This is a genomic window from Blautia sp. 2227st1_G12_2227SCRN_220401 (assembly GCF_039062885.1).
Classification (GTDB): Bacteria; Bacillota; Clostridia; order Lachnospirales; family Lachnospiraceae; genus Blautia_A; species Blautia_A fusiformis.
In genome coordinates this window covers 41,191-57,902 of sequence record NZ_JBCLNI010000021.1, presented here as the reverse complement: position 1 = coordinate 57,902, position 16,712 = coordinate 41,191, and the positions used below count along the sequence as shown (strand labels likewise).

Below are 16,712 nucleotides of genomic sequence, written 5' to 3'. Positions count from 1 at the left end.
TCCTTATTTTTACGGCGCGGTTCATTCTTCTCACCCTGGCTTTCTATATACTGCCGTATCGTTTCAATCGTTGCTCCGCCTGCACTGAGCAGACAGAAGATCTGACTCCAGAATGCATCTTTCATGGTCTAACTCCATTATATTTATCATCCTTTTTCTTATATCGACGGATATGTATTTATGAACTAATTGTTCTTTTTCAGTATACTACATCAGGGAAAGGAGAACAAGTGTTTCTTTTATACTATAGAGATTTTTTTAAGCAGATATGCTCAGATGTGCAATTCATCTCACCATCTGAAGAGGTGGGAGAATTCTTGCTACATTTGTTAAAAATTTTTCAGTGCAGCCCGAAGAATTGCTTCTACATCATCTGCCGGCACATCTTCCGGTACCTTTCGTACTGCACGAAGGGCATCTGCAGAACTGTATCCTAATGCGACAAGCGCCTCCACCGCTTCCTGACGACTATCCCTCAGATCAGATGCTCCCTCAGCTGCTTCTTCCTGCTGATGCGCCAGTTTCATCTCAAAAGCATCTTCCAGCTTCAGCTTGTCTTTCAGCTCCAGGATCATTTTCTGGGCTGTCTTTTTCCCGATTCCAGGGGCCTTGGAGATTGTTTTTACATCATCGGAAAGCACTGCAAAACGAAGCTCGTCTGCACTGATCCCGGAAAGGATACCCAGAGCGCCTTTAGGTCCGACTCCGTTGACACCGATCAGAAGCTTGAACATGCCAAGATCATCCTTCGAAAAAAAACCATATAGCTGTAGAATATCCTCCCGCACATAGAGAAAGGTATGGATCTTCTTTTCATCGCCTATCCGTGCTTTCCCAAGATCCTGTCCTGTCATATAAATCTCATAACCAATTCCGCCATTTTCCACAACCAGACAATTTTCACCGATATCTGCTACGGTACCTTTTACAAAAGAAATCAAATCTCAAGGCTCCTTCCCTGAAACAGCTGAACATCTGTTTCCCATATGAACGCAATAGTAACATAATTTTCAAAAAAAATCAACCCGGAATACAATCTCCGGGTTGATCCTGTATACGAGCCTGTGATTCCTCTCGCTGTTTTTTATCACTGATTAAGGAAATCCTGATCCTCAAAATAATTGATCCGCATAGAAGAACGAACATCATGAAGCGTTGCGGCAGCTTTTTCTCTGGCAACCTCTGTACCGGCTTTCAGGATATCGAACACATCTTCGGTTCGCTGCTCCCACATTTTCCTTCTTTCACGGATCGGTCCAAGCTCTGCCTGCATAACATTATTCAGGAACTTCTTGACTTTCACATCACCAAGGCCACCTCTCTGATAGTGAGCCTTAAGTTCATCCAGATTCTGATACTCTGGCAAAAATTCAGCAAAATGTTCCGGGCGGCTGAAGGCATCCAGATAGATAAATACCGGATTTCCCTCTACACGACCAGGATCCTGAACACGAAGATGGTTCGGATCTGTAAACATGGACATGATCTTTTTCTTTACAACATCTTCTTCATCAGACAGATAGATGCAGTTTCCGAGAGATTTACTCATCTTAGCCTTTCCGTCAATTCCCGGAAGACGTAAGCATGCTTTATTGGAAGAAAGAACAATTTCCGGATCTGTCAGTGTGTCACCGTAAACGGTATTGAATTTATGGACGATCTCCTTGCACTGCTCAAGCATCGGAAGCTGATCTTCACCTACCGGTACATGTGTCGCACGGAAAGCAGTAATATCAGCAGCCTGACTGATCGGATAGCAGAAAAAGCCTACCGGGATGCTGGCTTCAAAATTACGCATCTTAATCTCGGATTTAACGGTAGGATTACGCTGTACTCGTGCTACCGTAACCAGATTCATATAATAAAAGGTAAGTTCTGTCAGCTCCGGAACCATGGACTGGATAAAAATATTGGATTTCTCCGGATCAAGCCCGCATGCCAGATAGTCCAGAGCAACCTGAAGAATGTTATGACGTACTTTCTCCGGATGCTCTGCATTATCTGTAAGTGCCTGGGCATCTGCGATCATAATATAAATCTCATCATATAAGCCAGAATTCTGCAGCTTCACACGCTCTGCCAGAGATCCAACATAATGACCTACATGAAGGCGCCCCGTCGGGCGGTCGCCAGTTAAAATAATCTTACTCATGAATTTCGTTCTCCTTGAAGTATACTGAATATTTATATCCTATTATAGCCCCTTGAAATTCACCGGTCAAATATTTTTAACCGGAAACTGCAATTTTTCATTGAAATATAACCAAAAGTTTGTATGTATTTATTTTATTTATGCATTATCGGGCACAACATGCTTTATTCCAAAAAAAGAACTGCCATATCACTCGGAAAACTTCCGTGACAGGCAGTCCTTTTTGTTTTACAGAATCACATGTCTTGGGCAAACTTCCTTACATTTACCGCAGCCTGTACACTTATCGTAATCGATGTGTGCACAGAAATCGGTAACTGTGATCGCCTCGGACGGACAATTCTTCTCACATTTTTTACAGCCGATACAGCCAAGCTCGCAGGCAGTTGTAACTGCCTTACCTTTTGCGTGGGAGCTGCAGGCTACACGTGTCTGTTTGTCATATGGTACCAGCTCGATCAGGTGACGTGGACATTTGGCAACACATTTGCCACAGGCTTTACATGCTTCCTGATCTACGACCGCAATACCATTCACTATATGGATCGCATCAAATGGACATGCCTTTACACAGCTTCCGAAGCCCATACATCCAAATGTACAGTTTTTTGCACCGCTGCCAGGGATGAAAGCCATCATCTCACAGTCTTCCACACCTGTGTACTCATATTTCACAGTCGTCTTATCACAGGTTCCTGCACATTTTACAAAAGCAACCTGACGTGCGGTTTCTTTTACTTCCTGTCCCATGATCGCGCCAATCTTGGCTGCAACCGGAGCACCGCCAACCGGACACTGATCTACAGGAGCTTCTCCCTTTGCAATTGCGGCAGCGAGTCCGGAACATCCCGGATATCCACAACCACCACAGTTATTTCCTGGAAGAACGCCGAGAATGGCTTCTTCCTTTTCATCTACCTTAACGGTTAATTTCTTGTCTGCAAGTCCGAGGAAAATACCAATGAATAAGCCAGTACCGCCGACAATGACTGCAGCCATAATAATTCCTGTTATACTCATGCTCTTCTTCCTCCTATACGATTCCGGAGAATCCAAAGAATGCAATAGCCATCAGTGCTGCCGTAAGCAGAACGATCGGCATACCCTGGAAGGATTCCGGAATATCGTTGTATTCCATTTTTTCACGGATTCCTGCAAGTAATACAATTGCAATCAGGTAACCTACACCTGTGGCAAATCCGTTGACAACACTTTCAAGAATGCTGTATTCATATTTAACGTTGTTCAGTGCTACACCAAGAACTGCACAGTTTGTTGTGATCAGAGGAAGGTATACACCAAGTGCCTTGTAAAGGGATGGTACAAATTTCTTGAGAAACATTTCTACGATCTGTACCAGTGCCGCGATAACCAGGATAAATACGATCGTTTTCAGATACTCAAAATGGGTCGGTACCAGGATGAATTTATAAAGCAGTCCTGCAACAAAAGATGCAATAGTAATAACAAACACAACTGCACCACCCATGCCGGCTGCGGTTTCTGTTTTCTTGGAAACTCCAAGGAAAGAACAGATTCCCAGGAACTGACTCAATACAACGTTACTGCAAAGCGCAGAACCAATTGCGATCAACATCAAGCTTGCCATTTTCTATTCCCCCTTTTTATTCTTTGTCGGAAGGACATCCGCCGCAGGTCGCACAATTGGAGCCACAGCCGGACTGGATCTTGGAAACATCTTTGCCCTTCTTTGCCATGTTGATCTTTACTTTGTTCTGGATCGCTGCAAGTCCGGCAAGAACCAGAAATGCTCCAGGTGCAAGGATAAAGATAGTGATCGGGGTATAGCCGGCAGCACCGGTAGCTGCATCAGCAACCGGAATGATTTGTGCTCCGAAAGCCTTTCCAGAACCAAGGATCTCTCTTACAAGACCAATGGCAACCAGGCCCACTGTAAAGCCAAGACCCATTCCAAGTCCGTCAAAGATAGACGGAAGGACAGGGTTCTTGGAAGCATAACTCTCTGCACGTCCCAGAATGATACAGTTAACAACGATCAGTGGAATGTAAATTCCAAGTGACTCATAAAGAGAAGGAGTAAAGCCTTCCATCAGAAACTGTACGATAGTTACAAAAGATGCTACAACTACGATAAAGGCCGGCATTCTGACGGAGTCCGGAATAGCCTTACGTAGCATGGAGATGAGCATGTTTGACATAACCAGAACTACGGTTGTGGAAAGTCCCATACCAATACCATTGATCGCAGAAGTCGTTACCGCAAGGGTAGGACACATACCAAGCATCAGGACGAAAATCGGATTTTCGGTTATAATGCCGTTTTTTAATCTTTCACCACAATTATTCATATTCAACTACCCTCCTAAAATGCGTTTTTGCAATAGCCGATAGCTGTATTGACTGCACCGGTAAAAGCTCTGGATGTGATGGTCGCACCACTGATAGCATCAATAGGCTCACCTTCGCCGCCGTCCTTGGATACATAGAATTTATCGGTATTCTTTCCAACATACTGTTCCTGGAACTTCGCTTCTGTAGCACGCATTCCAAGTCCGGCAGTCTCACTGATGGAAAGAATGGAAACGCCGCTGACGGTACCGTCTTTTGTTACACCAACTGTGATCTGGATATCACCGCCGTAACCCTCTTTATCGGTTACAGTTACTACATAGCCTTCATCTGCTGCTTCACAGACTTCATCTACGATTGCTTTGATTCCAAGATCTGAAGCTGTTTTATCTGCTGCTTCCTTGTCTACATCTACAGCTTTAAAATCTTCCAGGCTTACATCACTGAATACAGTCTGCCATGCTTCTTTTTTTGCCTGTTCCTCGGTTCTTGCAATGGGTTCTTTGGTAACTTCGTAAACCAGTCCAAGGCCAAGGCCGGCAACTACTGTAATGATCGTAAGGATCAATGTATTTCTGATAATCTTACCCATTATTTCTTGCCTCCTTTTCCAAAAGCAACCGGTTTTGTTACTTTTTCAATAAGCGGAACCAGAAGATTGCAGAAAATGATCGCATAGGAAACACCCTCTGCGGAACCACCAAAGAGACGGAATACTGCTGTCACGATACCGAGGCAGCAGCCATATACCAGCTGACCTTTCGGAGTGATCGGCGTTGTCACATAATCGGTTGCCATAAACCAGGCTCCAAGCATCAGACCTCCTCCAAAGATATGGCTGAAAAGATAGTTTACATCAAAGCCTTTGCCTGTTCCCAGCATATAGAAAATGACAAATACTGCAAAACTTCCAATATATGTAAGAGGTACCTTCAGATCGATGATCTTAAATGCGAGAAGGATCACTGCACCGATGAGGATCGCCAGGGCAGAAGTCTCACCGATGGTACCCTGGATATTACCAAGGAACAGATTCTTTACAGGAATAGAAGTCCCCTCAATGAATCCCTGGCTTTTAAGCGCTGCCAGAGGTGTTGCCTGTGTAACCGCATCTACAACAGCATGGGAGCTTTTGGAAACTGCAAAGTTGGTCATTTTTCCGGCAAAAGAGATCATAAGGAAACATCTTCCTGCAAGAGCCGGGTTCATAAAGTTCTGTCCAAGTCCACCGAACAGCTGTTTTACAACAATGATCGCAAAAGCACTGCCAAGGATCGGCATCCAGATCGGGATCTGGGGCGGCATGTTCAGTGCAAGCAGAAGTCCTGTTACAACTGCACTGAAATCAGTAGTTGTATTCTTTTTATGCATCAGTCGGTCATACAGCCATTCAAAAAACACACTGGATGCAACCGTCGCCAGCACTACAAGGAGTGCATGCACTCCAAAGTTCCAGATACCGAAAAGTGTTGTCGGCAGAAGTGCGATCACTACCAGCTGCATAATACGGCTGGTGGTCATTTTATCCCTGATATGGGGATTAGATGATACGTTATACATTTGTTCCATTGTTATTCCTCCCCCTATTTCTTTTTCTTGCGCTCTGCAAGAACCATTTTTCTCATAGATTTAATACTCTGAGTCAGAGGTCGTTTGGCCGGACAGATGTAACTGCAGCAGCCGCACTCGCAGCATTCCATACCATCCATTTTTTCGAAGCCTGCCATATCACCGTGTTCTGCAAGAGTTGCAAGGCGGGCCGGAACCACATGGCCCGGACAGACGCTTACACAACGTCCGCAATTGATACATGCAGTCTGGATCTGCTTCGCCTCGGAAACTGCGTCACGCTCCAGGAAAAGCAGGGAAGAAGTTGTCTTCGTACATGGAATATGAAGATCATACAGCGCAAATCCCATCATCGGTCCGCCGGAGATTGCTTTTGCGATCTTTTCCTTCAGTCCGCCTGCAGCATCTACCAGTTCAGACAGATCTGTTCCTGTAAGAACGGAAAAGTTCTTCGGTGTACGGATACCATCTCCGGTAACCGTTACATTACGGCTGATAACCGGCTGTCCAAGGATCACTGCCTTATAAACAGAAGTGACGGTCTCTACGTTATCAACCACGCATCCTACGTCTGCCGGAAGCATGGTGGAATTGATCTCTCTGCCTGTTACCGCATAGATCAGTGTACGCTCACCACCCTGAGGGTATTTGGTCTTAAGCTCTTTTACTTCCATACGCTCTTTGCCTTTGATGGCTTCTTTCATCCTGGCAATACAATCCGGTTTGTTGTCCTCGATACAGATACATCCCACTGCCTTCGGGAAAGCTTTCAGGATTACTTCCAGACCACCAACAATGCTTTCCGGTTCTTCCATCATCCTTCGGTAGTCACTGGTGATATAAGGCTCACATTCCGCACCGTTGACCAGGATATGGTCGATCTTGTCGGGTTCCTTTAGTGAGAGCTTTACATGTGTCGGGAAACCTGCACCACCCTGACCAACAACTCCGCCTTCCTGAATCCTTTTCAGGATATCCTCCTTGGAAAGATCCGAAAGCTTTGCAGGTGCATATTCCACAGATTCGTACAGACCGTCATTCTCAATGATGATCGCATCACCCATGGCGCCTACTGCGGTCAGACGTTTCTCGATTCCCTTTACGGTTCCTGATACAGACGAGTGTATCGGTGCGGAAACAAATCCTCCTGCTTCTGCGATTTTCTGTCCTGCAAGCACATGATCACCTTTTTTTACGATCGGCTTGGCCGGAGCTCCGATGTGCTGAGAAACAAGAATTGCCAGATCTCCCTTCGGCAGATACTTCTCGACAGGACAGTTTTTTGACAAATCTTTGCCGTCATAAGGATGGATACCACCCCTGAAGGTTAAAAATGCCATAGATCTCATCTCCTCCTTTATTTTTGCAAGTACATGTACATGGTATTTCTGCGTTGCGCATATACTCTTTTTTAAAGTTGATTCTGTGTTTCTGATTTTCCTTTTCTTATTTCATCCAAGACAAACAAGATATATTTCGCTCCCATAAATCATTTCGCGAAACATTACCAGCGAACAGTAACAAAGTAGCTTCTGCTTTGAGCAGGATATGTATGAAAGGTTGAATCCAGACACGATCCTGTGATATACTTCGGTAGAAGATATTCACCAGCTCATAAAAAAGCTGTAAATGAATAACCAATTTATGAAGCGATAATAGTCATTTTTTCACTGTCAATCCCCACATAAATCCAGTACCATTTCCTGTTTTTTATCATCAACTCTACTAATAACTATAACTCATTTCACTTTAAATTGCACTATTGAAAAGCAATTTTTTTGTGTATAATCAGATACAATCCATAAAGGAGAAAATTAACATGATCGTTAAAAAAATGCCGATTTTACAAGGGTTTCCAGACTTTGAGACTGTTAAAAAATTGACTAAAAATCATGGATTTTCAGAGCGTTTTGTACCGCTTTTCTATGATATTGAAACTACAGGACTATCACGAAATTCCACTTTTCTGTATCTGATCGGTGCTGTAGCCTACGAAGGAAACAACTGGCAGATGTACCAGTGGATGATTGAAAACGAAGAGGAAGAACCTGAACTTCTGAAAACATTTTCTGAATTCCTTCAGGATTTTTCATGTACGATCCAATATAACGGTGACAGCTTTGACCAGCCTTATCTGGATGCACGATATCAGATCCACGGACTCTCTTCCCCTTTTACGGAGCTGCCATCTCTGGATCTTTACCGGGAACTAAAGCCGCTCAAGGGACTTCTGAAGCTTTCACGGATGAATCAGCCTTCCATGGAATCATTTCTCGGTATTACTGAACGGAACTACTATGATGGAGGTGCCTGCATCCGTCTTTACAAACAATTCGCTTCCGGAAAGAAACCGGAAGCGGCAGAGATCGTTATGGGACATAACCGGGAAGATCTTCTGGGACTTGGAAAAATTTTCTCCATGCTGTCCTATCTTGCTCTTTTCAATGAAGATTACGAAGCACTAAATTGTGAAATTCAAGACGATCAATTGGCCTTTACCATTAAAACTAATTACGATCTGCCTGTTGAATTTTCAAATCATAGTGAAGAATTCTACATAATCGGACAGAATAACCGTGTCCGTCTTCTTGTGAAGCTTCAAAATGGACGTTTAAAGCAATACTACTCCAATTATAAGGATTACGATTACATCCCTTCCGAAGACACTGCAATACCAAAAACCTTAAGTGCCTGCATGGATAAAAAGCTCCGAAGGCCTGCCAAAAGAGACAACTGTTATACCTGGTTTCCTGTAACAGAAGCTTTTCTGCATGATCCTTTAAAACAGAAAACCTATCTGAAACACTGCCTGCCATATTATCTTTCTGTTCTTAAATAATATCTCTGTTACGAAATTCCAATTAAAAAAGGCCGTCACAATAAATGTGACGGCCTCTGAAATTCAAAATATTCATCTGCTGTACAGCTTCTGAGAAATTACTCCTCTGTCTGCTCTGCAGAATTATCCTCGAGTGCTTTCATGCTGAGGCTGATCTTTCTGTCTTCGCCATTGAAATCAACAACCTTAGCCTCGATCTCCTGACCGATGGAAAGTACATCAGATGGTTTCGCAACGTGCTCTCTGGAGATCTGAGATACATGAAGAAGAGCATCTACTCCAGGTGCAAGCTCAACAAATGCACCGAAATCTGTCATACGTGCAACTTTGCCCTTTACTACGTTTCCTACTGCGAAGTCCTCAGCAGCTGTAAGCCATGGGTTCTCCTCCGGGAATTTAAGGGAAAGTGCGATCTTGTCTCCGTTGATATCTTTGATAAGAACTGTAACTTTATCACCTACGTTGAATACCTTCTTCGGATTCTCTACTCTGCCCCAGGACATCTCAGAGATGTGAAGAAGTCCGTCTGCTCCGCCGAGGTCAATGAATGCACCGAAATCTGTAACATTCTTAACAACACCCTCAACTTTATCGCCTACGTTGATCTTAGCAAGAAGCTCTTTCTGTTTCTCAGCTTTCTCAGCAAGAAGAAGCTGTTTGCGGTTACCGATGATACGGCGTCTTCTTGGGTTGAACTCTGTGATAACGAACTCGATCTCCTGATCTGCATATTTGGAAAGATCTTTCTCATATGTGTCAGATACAAGGCTTGCAGGAATGAATACTCTTGCTTCCTCAACATTGACACAAAGACCACCGTCAAGTACCTGTGTTACAGGAGCCTTCAGAACCTCCTGGTTCTCGAATGCCTCCTCAAGACGTTTGTTGCCTTTCTCTGCAGCAAGACGTTTGTAGGTAAGTGTAACCTGTCCCTCTCCGTCGTTTACTTTGAGAACCTTTGCTTCCATGGTATCGCCAGGTTTAACAACGTCTGTAAGCACAACGCTTGAATCGTTTGTGTACTCGTTCTTTGTGATGATACCGTCTGCTTTATAGCCGATATTCAGGATGATCTCATCATCTTTAACATCGATGACGGTACCCTGTACGATCTCTCCATTTCTGATTGTTTTTACGGAATCTTCCAGCATCTGTTCAAAACTTAACTCTGACATGTTCTTGAACCTCCTCAATAATTTTCTTTGGGGTGGAAGCCCCTGCTGTAATACCTACACAACTACTGCATTGGAACATTTCAGAATCCAAGTCTACAGGTGTTTGTATATAGTAAGTATTTCCACATTCCTTTTTACATATTTCAAACAGCTTTTGAGTATTGGAGCTATGTCGGCCACCTACGACCAGCATAGTGTCTACCTCTCCGGCTATCGCTTTAGCTTCTTTCTGCCGTTCTTCGGTAGCATTACAAATAGTGTTTAAAATATTTAAAATATTTAAAACATTATTATCATAACTCTTTTTGCGGAGAATTTCAACTAATTCTTGAAATTTGTTGTAATTAAATGTCGTCTGGGACACTACACATACTTCTTTTTCCGGAGAAATATTGAATTTCTCAGCATCCTCAGCATTTTTGATCACTGTATATGGTCCCTGACACCATCCGCAGATCCCCTGTACTTCCGGATGGCCCGGATCACCGATGATCACAATATGGGCACCTCTGGAGCTTTCTCTCTCAACGATCTTGTGGATCTTCAGCACAAAAGGACAGGTAACATCTACATATCCGAGACCATATTTTTTGATCGTGTTATAAACCCTGCGGCCTACTCCATGGGAACGGATCACAACAGTGCCGCCCTTCAGGCTGCCAAGATCCTTCTCACAGATCACAGCCACACCTTTTTTTTCGAGATCTGAGACAACCTCCTCATTATGGATGATCGGGCCCAGTGTATAAATCGGTGCTGCATCGGAACCGATCAGCTCATAAACACGGTCAACTGCTCTTTGTACGCCGAAACAGAAGCCGGCAGTTTCTGCAACTTTTACGTTCATCCATTCACCCTTTTTCTGTATACGGAAAGGATACTCTCAACCACTTCGTCAATTCCCATCTCAGATGAATCAACAAGAACAGCATCCTCTGCTTTTTTAAGCGGAGAAACCGCGCGGTTCATATCTCTCTCATCTCTGTCAACGATATCTTTCAGGATCTCATCCATATCGCAGGCTTCACCCTTCTCTGTAAGCTCCAGGTATCGTCTGCTAGCACGGGTCTTTGCACTTGCAGTCAGAAAGATCTTCACTTCCGCATTGGGAAGAATGGTGGTTCCGATATCTCTTCCGTCCATAACTACATTATTCTCGGCTGCAAGATTGCGCTGCAGCTTCAGAAGATGTGCACGCACCTCCGGATTTGCAGAGCTTACAGATGCCATATTTCCTACCTCTTCCTTACGGAGGAACGCAGTTACATTCTTTCCGTTAAGGATCACCTGCTGCTCACCGTTCTCATAACGGATAGAGATATCCGCATCATGACAGGCTTCAGAGATTTTTTCGTCACCGCTGATCCCTTTTTCCAGAAGATAAAGTGCCATGGCACGATACATTGCCCCTGTATCTACATAAATAAAGGACAGCTCCTTTGCCACTTTTTTTGCAATTGTGCTTTTTCCTGCACCTGCCGGTCCGTCAATTGCAATATTAATACCCATAATCGTTGCTCCTTCCTCTTTTCTGTTATTCTATCGCCTGAGCTGCCGCATACGCTGTAGACCATGCGATCTGAAGATTATAGCCACCGGTCACTGCATCCAGATCCAGTACTTCACCTGTAAAATACAGATTTTTTATTTTTTTGGATTCCATTGTGGATGGCTGTATCTCTTTTACTGACACACCGCCTCTTGTGATGATCGCTTCCTTAAACTCTCCCATTCCCGTGATCGTAAACGGAAAAGCCTTGATCAGACGGCCAAAAGCCTGACGCTCTTCCCTGGAGATCTCATGTACCGGTTTTTCCCCGGGGATACCGCCAATTTCGATCATGATCGGAGTCAGAGAAGACGGAAAAAGAACACCGATCACATTTTTAAACTGCTTGTTATGATTTGCATCAAATTCACGCAGGATCCGGGCGTCAAGCTGTTCTGCATCAAGCGCCGGCTTCAGATCCAGGAAAGCCTCCAAAGGCTCCTTTTCCAGCTTTTTGCCGATCTGGGCACTGGCGGAAAGGATCAGCGGTCCTGTCACTCCGAAATGAGTAAACATCATCTCGCCGAAATCTTTATAGAGAACTTTTTTGCCGGATTTTACTGTAAGCTCCACATTCCGAAGGGAAAGGCCCTGAAGTTTGGAAACATAATCTTCTTTTGCCACCAATGGTACCAGTGATGGTGACTGGGAAACAACTTTATGTCCCGTTTCAGCAGCAAAACGATATCCATCTCCTGTGGAACCTGTGGACGGGTAGGAAAGCCCGCCTGTGGCAACTACCACAGTATCCGCTTCAAAAAAGGTACCGTCCGAAAGTAATACACCGGTAACTTTTTCATCCTGTGTACAAACTTCCGTTACCTCTGTATGAAGATGGATCTGCGCTCCGGCTTTTTTCAGTTCCCGCTCAAGCGCACGGATAATATCTGATGAATGATCCGATACCGGAAAAACCCGGTTTCCACGCTCTGTTTTCAGCGGCACTCCTGCCTCCTCAAAAAATTCCATCACATCTCTGCTTCCATAGGTGTAGAAAGCACTGTAAAGAAATTTGCGGTTTGACATCACTGCCGGAAAAAGTTCTTCGGTATCTGAATCATTGGTGACGTTGCACCGTCCCTTTCCGGTGATGAAAAGCTTTTTTCCGAGTTTCTCATTTTTTTCCAGTATGTGAACCTGGTGTCCTCTGCGCGCAGCATATACACCGCAGAGCATTCCGGCGGCACCGCCGCCTATGATCGCAACTTTGGACATTACCTGTTATCCTGCCTTTTTTATCTTTTTTATGCACAAAGGAGCCTGCATACAGCAAGCTCCTTTTCCTGTTTTGAAATGCATCTGCATTTCTATGTGTGCTTTATACCGGGTATGCGCCGTTCTTGGTATCTGCTACAGTCTCATCAACTTTTGTCTTCTGAGCCTGGCGATATTTAAAGAAGTCCATGGCAACCTGCGGGAACAGTGCATATGTGAGAACATCCTCATCCTGCTCCTTGTACTGTGCCATCTCGCTCTCAAGCTTATCAAGCTCATCCTCCAGAAGATCTGCCGGACGGCATGTGATCGGTTCAATATCTCCGATACATTTTTTCTGTACTTCCGGATTGAACGGTCTGGCTGTTGCGCCATACTTACCACTTAACACGTCTTTTGTCTCTTTTGTGACAACCTTGTAACGCTCGCCCATGATCACGTTAAATACAGCCTGTGTACCAACGATCTGAGAGGACGGTGTAACAAGCGGTGGCTCACCAAGGTCTTTACGTACACGCGGAACTTCCTCAAGTACTTCGTAGAATTTATCCTCGGCATGCTGCTCTTTCAGCTGTGATGTCAGGTTGGAAAGCATTCCGCCTGGTACCTGATACAGAAGAGTCTTGATGTTTACACCAAGGTTCTTCGGATTGAGAAGACCTGTATCAAGAGCCTCATCACGCATCGGACGGAAGTAGTCAGCGATCTCAGCGAGAAGCTGCTGATCAAATCCTGTATCATATGGTGTTCCCTTGAAGGTCTCAACCATAACCTCTGTTGCCGGCTGGGATGTTCCAAGAGCAAACGGAGACATTGCTGTGTCGATGATATCAACACCTGCCTCTACTGCCTTCATATATGTCATGGAAGCAACACCGGATGTATAGTGAGAATGAAGATCAATCGGGATCTTAACAGTCTCTTTGAGAGCCTGAACAAGCTCTGTAGCTTTGTACGGAACAAGAAGTCCTGCCATATCTTTGATACAGATGGAATCTGCACCCATATCCTCGATACGTTTTGCAAGATCTGTCCAGTAATCAAGTGTGTAAGCATCACCAAGTGTGTAAGCCATTGCAACCTGTGCATGTGCTTTCTCCTTGTTTGCTGCTTTTACAGCTGTCTGAAGGTTACGAAGGTCATTCATACAGTCAAAGATACGGATGATATCGATACCGTTAGCTGCGGATTTCTGTACAAAATACTCTACTACATCATCTGCATATGGACGATATCCAAGGATGTTCTGTCCACGGAACAGCATCTGAAGCTTTGTGTTTTTGAAACCGTCACGAAGTTTACGAAGTCTTTCCCACGGATCCTCTTTCAGGAAACGTAAGGAAGCATCGAAAGTAGCACCGCCCCAGCACTCTACTGCATAGTAGCCGACTTTGTCAAGCTTCTCAATGATCGGAAGCATCTGCTCTGTGCTCATACGTGTAGCGATCAGGGACTGATGAGCGTCACGCAGGATCGTTTCCACAACTTTCACAGGTTTTTTCTCTATTTCTGCCATAATTATTCTCCTTACAAATTTTTATAAGACAATGGGTTAGACACCAAAGATCGCCATGAATGTACCGGCAGCAACCGCTGTACCGATAACACCAGCAACGTTCGGTCCCATCGCATGCATCAGCAGGAAGTTTGTAGGATCTGCCTCAGCACCAACCTTCTGGGATACACGGGCTGCCATAGGAACGGCAGAAACACCGGCTGATCCGATCAGAGGATTGATCTTTCCGTGAGTAACCTTGCAGAGAAGCTTACCAAGCATAACACCACCAAAAGTACCGCAGGCAAAGGCAACAAGACCAAGAACTACGATCTTCAGTGTATCTACGTTCAGGAACGCCTCAGCACTTGTGGAAGCACCTACAGATGTTCCGAGAAGGATTACTACGATGTACATAAGAGCGTTGGAAGCTGTTTCAGAAAGCTGTTTAACAACTCCGGACTCACGGAACAGGTTTCCGAGCATCAGCATACCAACAAGGGGAGCTGTTGTCGGAAGGATCAGGCAAACAACGATTGTGATAACGATCGGGAAAAGGATCTTCTCAAGTTTTGTAACAGGACGGAGCTGCGCCATTTTGATCTTACGCTCTTTCTCTGTTGTGAATGCCTTCATGATCGGAGGCTGGATGATCGGTACCAGGGACATATAGGAATATGCTGCCACTGCGATCGGTCCCATAAGAGAAGACTGTCCAAGCTTACCTGCAAGGAAAATGGAAGTCGGGCCGTCAGCACCACCAATGATAGAGATCGCTGCTGCTGCTTTACCATTAAATCCAAGGAAAATTGCAAGGAAGTATGCAAGGTAAATACCAAGCTGTGCAGCTGCTCCCATCAGGAAGCTGATCGGGTTTGCGATCAGCGGACCGAAGTCTGTCATCGCACCGACACCCAGGAAGATCAGTGAAGGAAGAATACTCCACTCATCCATTAAGTAAAAATAATGAAGAAGTCCGCCAACGCCATTGGATGAATCCTCAATGCTCAGCATAATGTCCGGATAAATATTTACCAGAAGCATACCAAAAGCGATCGGAACCAACAGCAGCGGCTCAAAACCATGTTTAATGGCAAGATATAAGAACACACATGCCACTGCGATCATCAGGTAGTTTCCCCAGGTAAGGTTGAAAAATGCTGTCTGATGGATCAGGTTTGACAGGGTATTTGTTACATAAGACATTTGTCTACCTCCTGTTTAGTTCATTGTTGCAAGAGTATCTCCATTTTCAACGGCAGCACCCTCTGCAACATCGATGCTGGCGATTGTTCCGTCCTGAGGAGCAACAACCGGGATCTCCATCTTCATGGACTCAACGATCACTACGCTGTCACCAGCTTTTACGCTCTGTCCAACAGATGCAACGATTTTTACAACTTTTCCAGGAACCGCTGCGGAAACCTTAACAGAACCTGCGCCTGCTGCCGGAGCTGCTGCCTTTGGTGCTGCTGCCGGAGCTGCCTTAGGAGCCGGAGCTGCTGCTTTTGGTGCTGCTGCAACTGGAGCTGCTGCGTTTCCGTTCTCTTCTACAGTAACTTCATATGCTGTTCCGTTAACAGTAATTGTATAACTCTTCATTTTAAAATCCTCCTAAATAATGATTATCTTTTTCTGCGGTTGACTTTGCGGATGGAACGTACTACGAATCCGTCTGTGCTTGTTTTGCCTTCAGAAGCAGCGATAGCTGCAGCGATCACGGCAATAAGCTCACCATCATCTGTCACATCCTCAACAGCAGGCTCAGCAACTGGTGCTGCAACCGGAGCCGGTGCTGCGGCTGCCGGAGCCGGTTTGCTCTCTTTTTTCTTTCCTTCCACAAGTCCGGGAATATATTTGAAAAGAGAGATCACGAAGATCAGGAATACCAGGATCACAAATACTGTTCCGAGACCCATCACTGTATTCATCGCTGCCTTCTCCATGTTCTGTGCCAGTGTATAATTCACATCAACTGTAAGAGAAGTCGGGGTTCCTGATTTATCAAATACATAAGTGAAATTCGCTTTGTTTTTCTCGAAGGATACCGGAACAACAACGGTATACTGATCATCGGAATACTCCACTGTGATATCTTTCTCATCGATATCACCTTTTTTCTCACCAAGCTCTTCTCTGGAGCCATCCCATGCACTTGCAGCACTCTGTGTGAAAGCATCCTCTGATTCCAGATATCCCTGGATATCATCCTCGGACATTGCGATGATCGCATCCGTCAGGCCCTTGGTTGTTGTGACAAGCTGACTCTTTACAGAATCATCAATCTCATCAGCAGCCCATGCAGTAGCTGTGCATCCGATCAGAAGTGCAGCTACGCAAAGAAGTGCCATGCAGACAGAAGAGATCTTTTTATAAAACTGTCTCAT

At 44.8% G+C, this 16,712-nt stretch carries 17 protein-coding genes and 1 pseudogene; 1 reads left to right on the top strand and 17 read right to left on the bottom strand.

Annotation, left to right across the window (positions count from 1 at the left end):
* From ABCM67_RS11500 to rsxC, 9 genes and pseudogenes are all read right to left on the bottom strand, one after another.
* Positions 1 to 122: pseudogene (locus ABCM67_RS11500) on the bottom strand (transposase); the annotation flags it as partial.
* 207 nt (positions 123 to 329) lie between these two features.
* Positions 330 to 941, bottom strand: a complete 612-nt coding sequence (gene ruvA / locus ABCM67_RS11495) for a Holliday junction branch migration protein RuvA (RefSeq protein WP_022426699.1) — start codon at positions 939 to 941, stop codon at positions 330 to 332.
* A 146-nt stretch (positions 942 to 1,087) separates the two neighbouring features.
* Positions 1,088 to 2,152, bottom strand: a complete 1,065-nt coding sequence (gene trpS, locus ABCM67_RS11490) for a tryptophan--tRNA ligase (protein WP_015524886.1) — start codon at positions 2,150 to 2,152, stop codon at positions 1,088 to 1,090.
* A gap of 228 nt (positions 2,153 to 2,380) precedes the next feature.
* Positions 2,381 to 3,172 (bottom strand): RnfABCDGE type electron transport complex subunit B, encoded by a 792-nt coding sequence (locus ABCM67_RS11485; RefSeq protein ID WP_059085674.1) that lies wholly within the window; start codon positions 3,170 to 3,172, stop codon positions 2,381 to 2,383.
* Positions 3,173 to 3,185: 13 nt separating this feature from the next.
* Positions 3,186 to 3,761, bottom strand: a complete 576-nt coding sequence (locus ABCM67_RS11480; RefSeq protein WP_015524884.1) for an RnfABCDGE type electron transport complex subunit A — start codon at positions 3,759 to 3,761, stop codon at positions 3,186 to 3,188.
* Positions 3,762 to 3,777: 16 nt separating this feature from the next.
* On the bottom strand, positions 3,778 to 4,482 hold the full coding sequence (locus tag ABCM67_RS11475) for an electron transport complex subunit E (protein WP_147602991.1): 705 nt from the start codon (positions 4,480 to 4,482) through the stop codon (positions 3,778 to 3,780).
* A gap of 14 nt (positions 4,483 to 4,496) precedes the next feature.
* Positions 4,497 to 5,075 carry an RnfABCDGE type electron transport complex subunit G gene (locus tag ABCM67_RS11470; protein WP_147602992.1) on the bottom strand — a complete coding sequence of 193 codons (579 nt, stop codon included), beginning with the start codon at positions 5,073 to 5,075 and terminating at the stop codon, positions 4,497 to 4,499.
* Positions 5,075 to 6,052, bottom strand: coding sequence for an RnfABCDGE type electron transport complex subunit D (locus ABCM67_RS11465; RefSeq protein WP_021650508.1), 978 nt, complete (start codon positions 6,050 to 6,052; stop codon positions 5,075 to 5,077). The genes ABCM67_RS11470 and ABCM67_RS11465 overlap by 1 nt, the downstream gene beginning before the upstream one ends.
* Before the next feature lie 14 nt (positions 6,053 to 6,066).
* Entirely contained in the window at positions 6,067 to 7,392 is a 1,326-nt protein-coding gene (rsxC, locus tag ABCM67_RS11460; protein ID WP_147602993.1) for an electron transport complex subunit RsxC, read from the bottom strand.
* 479 nt (positions 7,393 to 7,871) lie between these two features.
* Between rsxC and ABCM67_RS11455 the strand changes: the two genes are divergently transcribed.
* Entirely contained in the window at positions 7,872 to 8,891 is a 1,020-nt protein-coding gene (locus tag ABCM67_RS11455) for a ribonuclease H-like domain-containing protein (protein ID WP_110102317.1), read from the top strand.
* Positions 8,892 to 8,989: 98 nt separating this feature from the next.
* Here the strand turns inward: ABCM67_RS11455 and rpsA are convergent, their stop codons facing one another.
* The 8 genes from rpsA to ABCM67_RS11415 form a co-directional block, all read right to left on the bottom strand.
* Positions 8,990 to 10,066 (bottom strand): 30S ribosomal protein S1, encoded by a 1,077-nt coding sequence (rpsA, locus tag ABCM67_RS11450; RefSeq protein ID WP_015524876.1) that lies wholly within the window; start codon positions 10,064 to 10,066, stop codon positions 8,990 to 8,992.
* Positions 10,047 to 10,913 (bottom strand): 4-hydroxy-3-methylbut-2-enyl diphosphate reductase, encoded by an 867-nt coding sequence (ispH, locus tag ABCM67_RS11445; RefSeq protein WP_118753077.1) that lies wholly within the window; start codon positions 10,911 to 10,913, stop codon positions 10,047 to 10,049. The genes rpsA and ispH overlap by 20 nt, the downstream gene beginning before the upstream one ends.
* Positions 10,910 to 11,575, bottom strand: coding sequence for a (d)CMP kinase (gene cmk / locus ABCM67_RS11440; RefSeq protein ID WP_015524874.1), 666 nt, complete (start codon positions 11,573 to 11,575; stop codon positions 10,910 to 10,912). Before cmk ends, ispH begins: the two co-directional genes overlap by 4 nt.
* A gap of 25 nt (positions 11,576 to 11,600) precedes the next feature.
* Entirely contained in the window at positions 11,601 to 12,830 is a 1,230-nt protein-coding gene (locus ABCM67_RS11435) for an NAD(P)/FAD-dependent oxidoreductase (RefSeq protein WP_021650513.1), read from the bottom strand.
* A 103-nt stretch (positions 12,831 to 12,933) separates the two neighbouring features.
* Positions 12,934 to 14,346 (bottom strand): oxaloacetate decarboxylase subunit alpha, encoded by a 1,413-nt coding sequence (locus tag ABCM67_RS11430; protein ID WP_015524872.1) that lies wholly within the window; start codon positions 14,344 to 14,346, stop codon positions 12,934 to 12,936.
* 36 nt (positions 14,347 to 14,382) lie between these two features.
* Entirely contained in the window at positions 14,383 to 15,531 is a 1,149-nt protein-coding gene (locus tag ABCM67_RS11425) for a sodium ion-translocating decarboxylase subunit beta (RefSeq protein ID WP_015524871.1), read from the bottom strand.
* Positions 15,532 to 15,546: 15 nt separating this feature from the next.
* On the bottom strand, positions 15,547 to 15,927 hold the full coding sequence (locus ABCM67_RS11420) for a biotin/lipoyl-containing protein (protein ID WP_015524870.1): 381 nt from the start codon (positions 15,925 to 15,927) through the stop codon (positions 15,547 to 15,549).
* A 23-nt stretch (positions 15,928 to 15,950) separates the two neighbouring features.
* A complete protein-coding gene (locus ABCM67_RS11415) occupies positions 15,951 to 16,712 on the bottom strand; it encodes an OadG family transporter subunit (RefSeq protein WP_021650514.1) in 762 nt (253 codons plus the stop codon).

Bases quoted from the DNA above. Each gene is read 5' to 3' on its own strand.
- trpS (WP_015524886.1), bottom strand. From the start codon at position 2,152: ATGAGTAAGATTATTTTAACTGGCGACCGCCCGACGGGGCGCCTTCAT.
- ABCM67_RS11485 (WP_059085674.1), bottom strand. From the start codon at position 3,172: ATGAGTATAACAGGAATTATTATGGCTGCAGTCATTGTCGGCGGTACT.
- ABCM67_RS11480 (WP_015524884.1), bottom strand. From the start codon at position 3,761: ATGGCAAGCTTGATGTTGATCGCAATTGGTTCTGCGCTTTGCAGTAAC.
- ABCM67_RS11475 (WP_147602991.1), bottom strand. From the start codon at position 4,482: ATGAATAATTGTGGTGAAAGATTAAAAAACGGCATTATAACCGAAAAT.
- ABCM67_RS11470 (WP_147602992.1), bottom strand. From the start codon at position 5,075: ATGGGTAAGATTATCAGAAATACATTGATCCTTACGATCATTACAGTA.
- ABCM67_RS11465 (WP_021650508.1), bottom strand. From the start codon at position 6,052: ATGGAACAAATGTATAACGTATCATCTAATCCCCATATCAGGGATAAA.
- rsxC (WP_147602993.1), bottom strand. From the start codon at position 7,392: ATGGCATTTTTAACCTTCAGGGGTGGTATCCATCCTTATGACGGCAAA.
- ABCM67_RS11455 (WP_110102317.1), top strand. From the start codon at position 7,872: ATGATCGTTAAAAAAATGCCGATTTTACAAGGGTTTCCAGACTTTGAG.
- rpsA (WP_015524876.1), bottom strand. From the start codon at position 10,066: ATGTCAGAGTTAAGTTTTGAACAGATGCTGGAAGATTCCGTAAAAACA.
- ispH (WP_118753077.1), bottom strand. From the start codon at position 10,913: ATGAACGTAAAAGTTGCAGAAACTGCCGGCTTCTGTTTCGGCGTACAA.
- cmk (WP_015524874.1), bottom strand. From the start codon at position 11,575: ATGGGTATTAATATTGCAATTGACGGACCGGCAGGTGCAGGAAAAAGC.
- ABCM67_RS11435 (WP_021650513.1), bottom strand. From the start codon at position 12,830: ATGTCCAAAGTTGCGATCATAGGCGGCGGTGCCGCCGGAATGCTCTGC.
- ABCM67_RS11430 (WP_015524872.1), bottom strand. From the start codon at position 14,346: ATGGCAGAAATAGAGAAAAAACCTGTGAAAGTTGTGGAAACGATCCTG.
- ABCM67_RS11425 (WP_015524871.1), bottom strand. From the start codon at position 15,531: ATGTCTTATGTAACAAATACCCTGTCAAACCTGATCCATCAGACAGCA.
- ABCM67_RS11420 (WP_015524870.1), bottom strand. From the start codon at position 15,927: ATGAAGAGTTATACAATTACTGTTAACGGAACAGCATATGAAGTTACT.
- ABCM67_RS11415 (WP_021650514.1), bottom strand. From the start codon at position 16,712: ATGAGACAGTTTTATAAAAAGATCTCTTCTGTCTGCATGGCACTTCTT.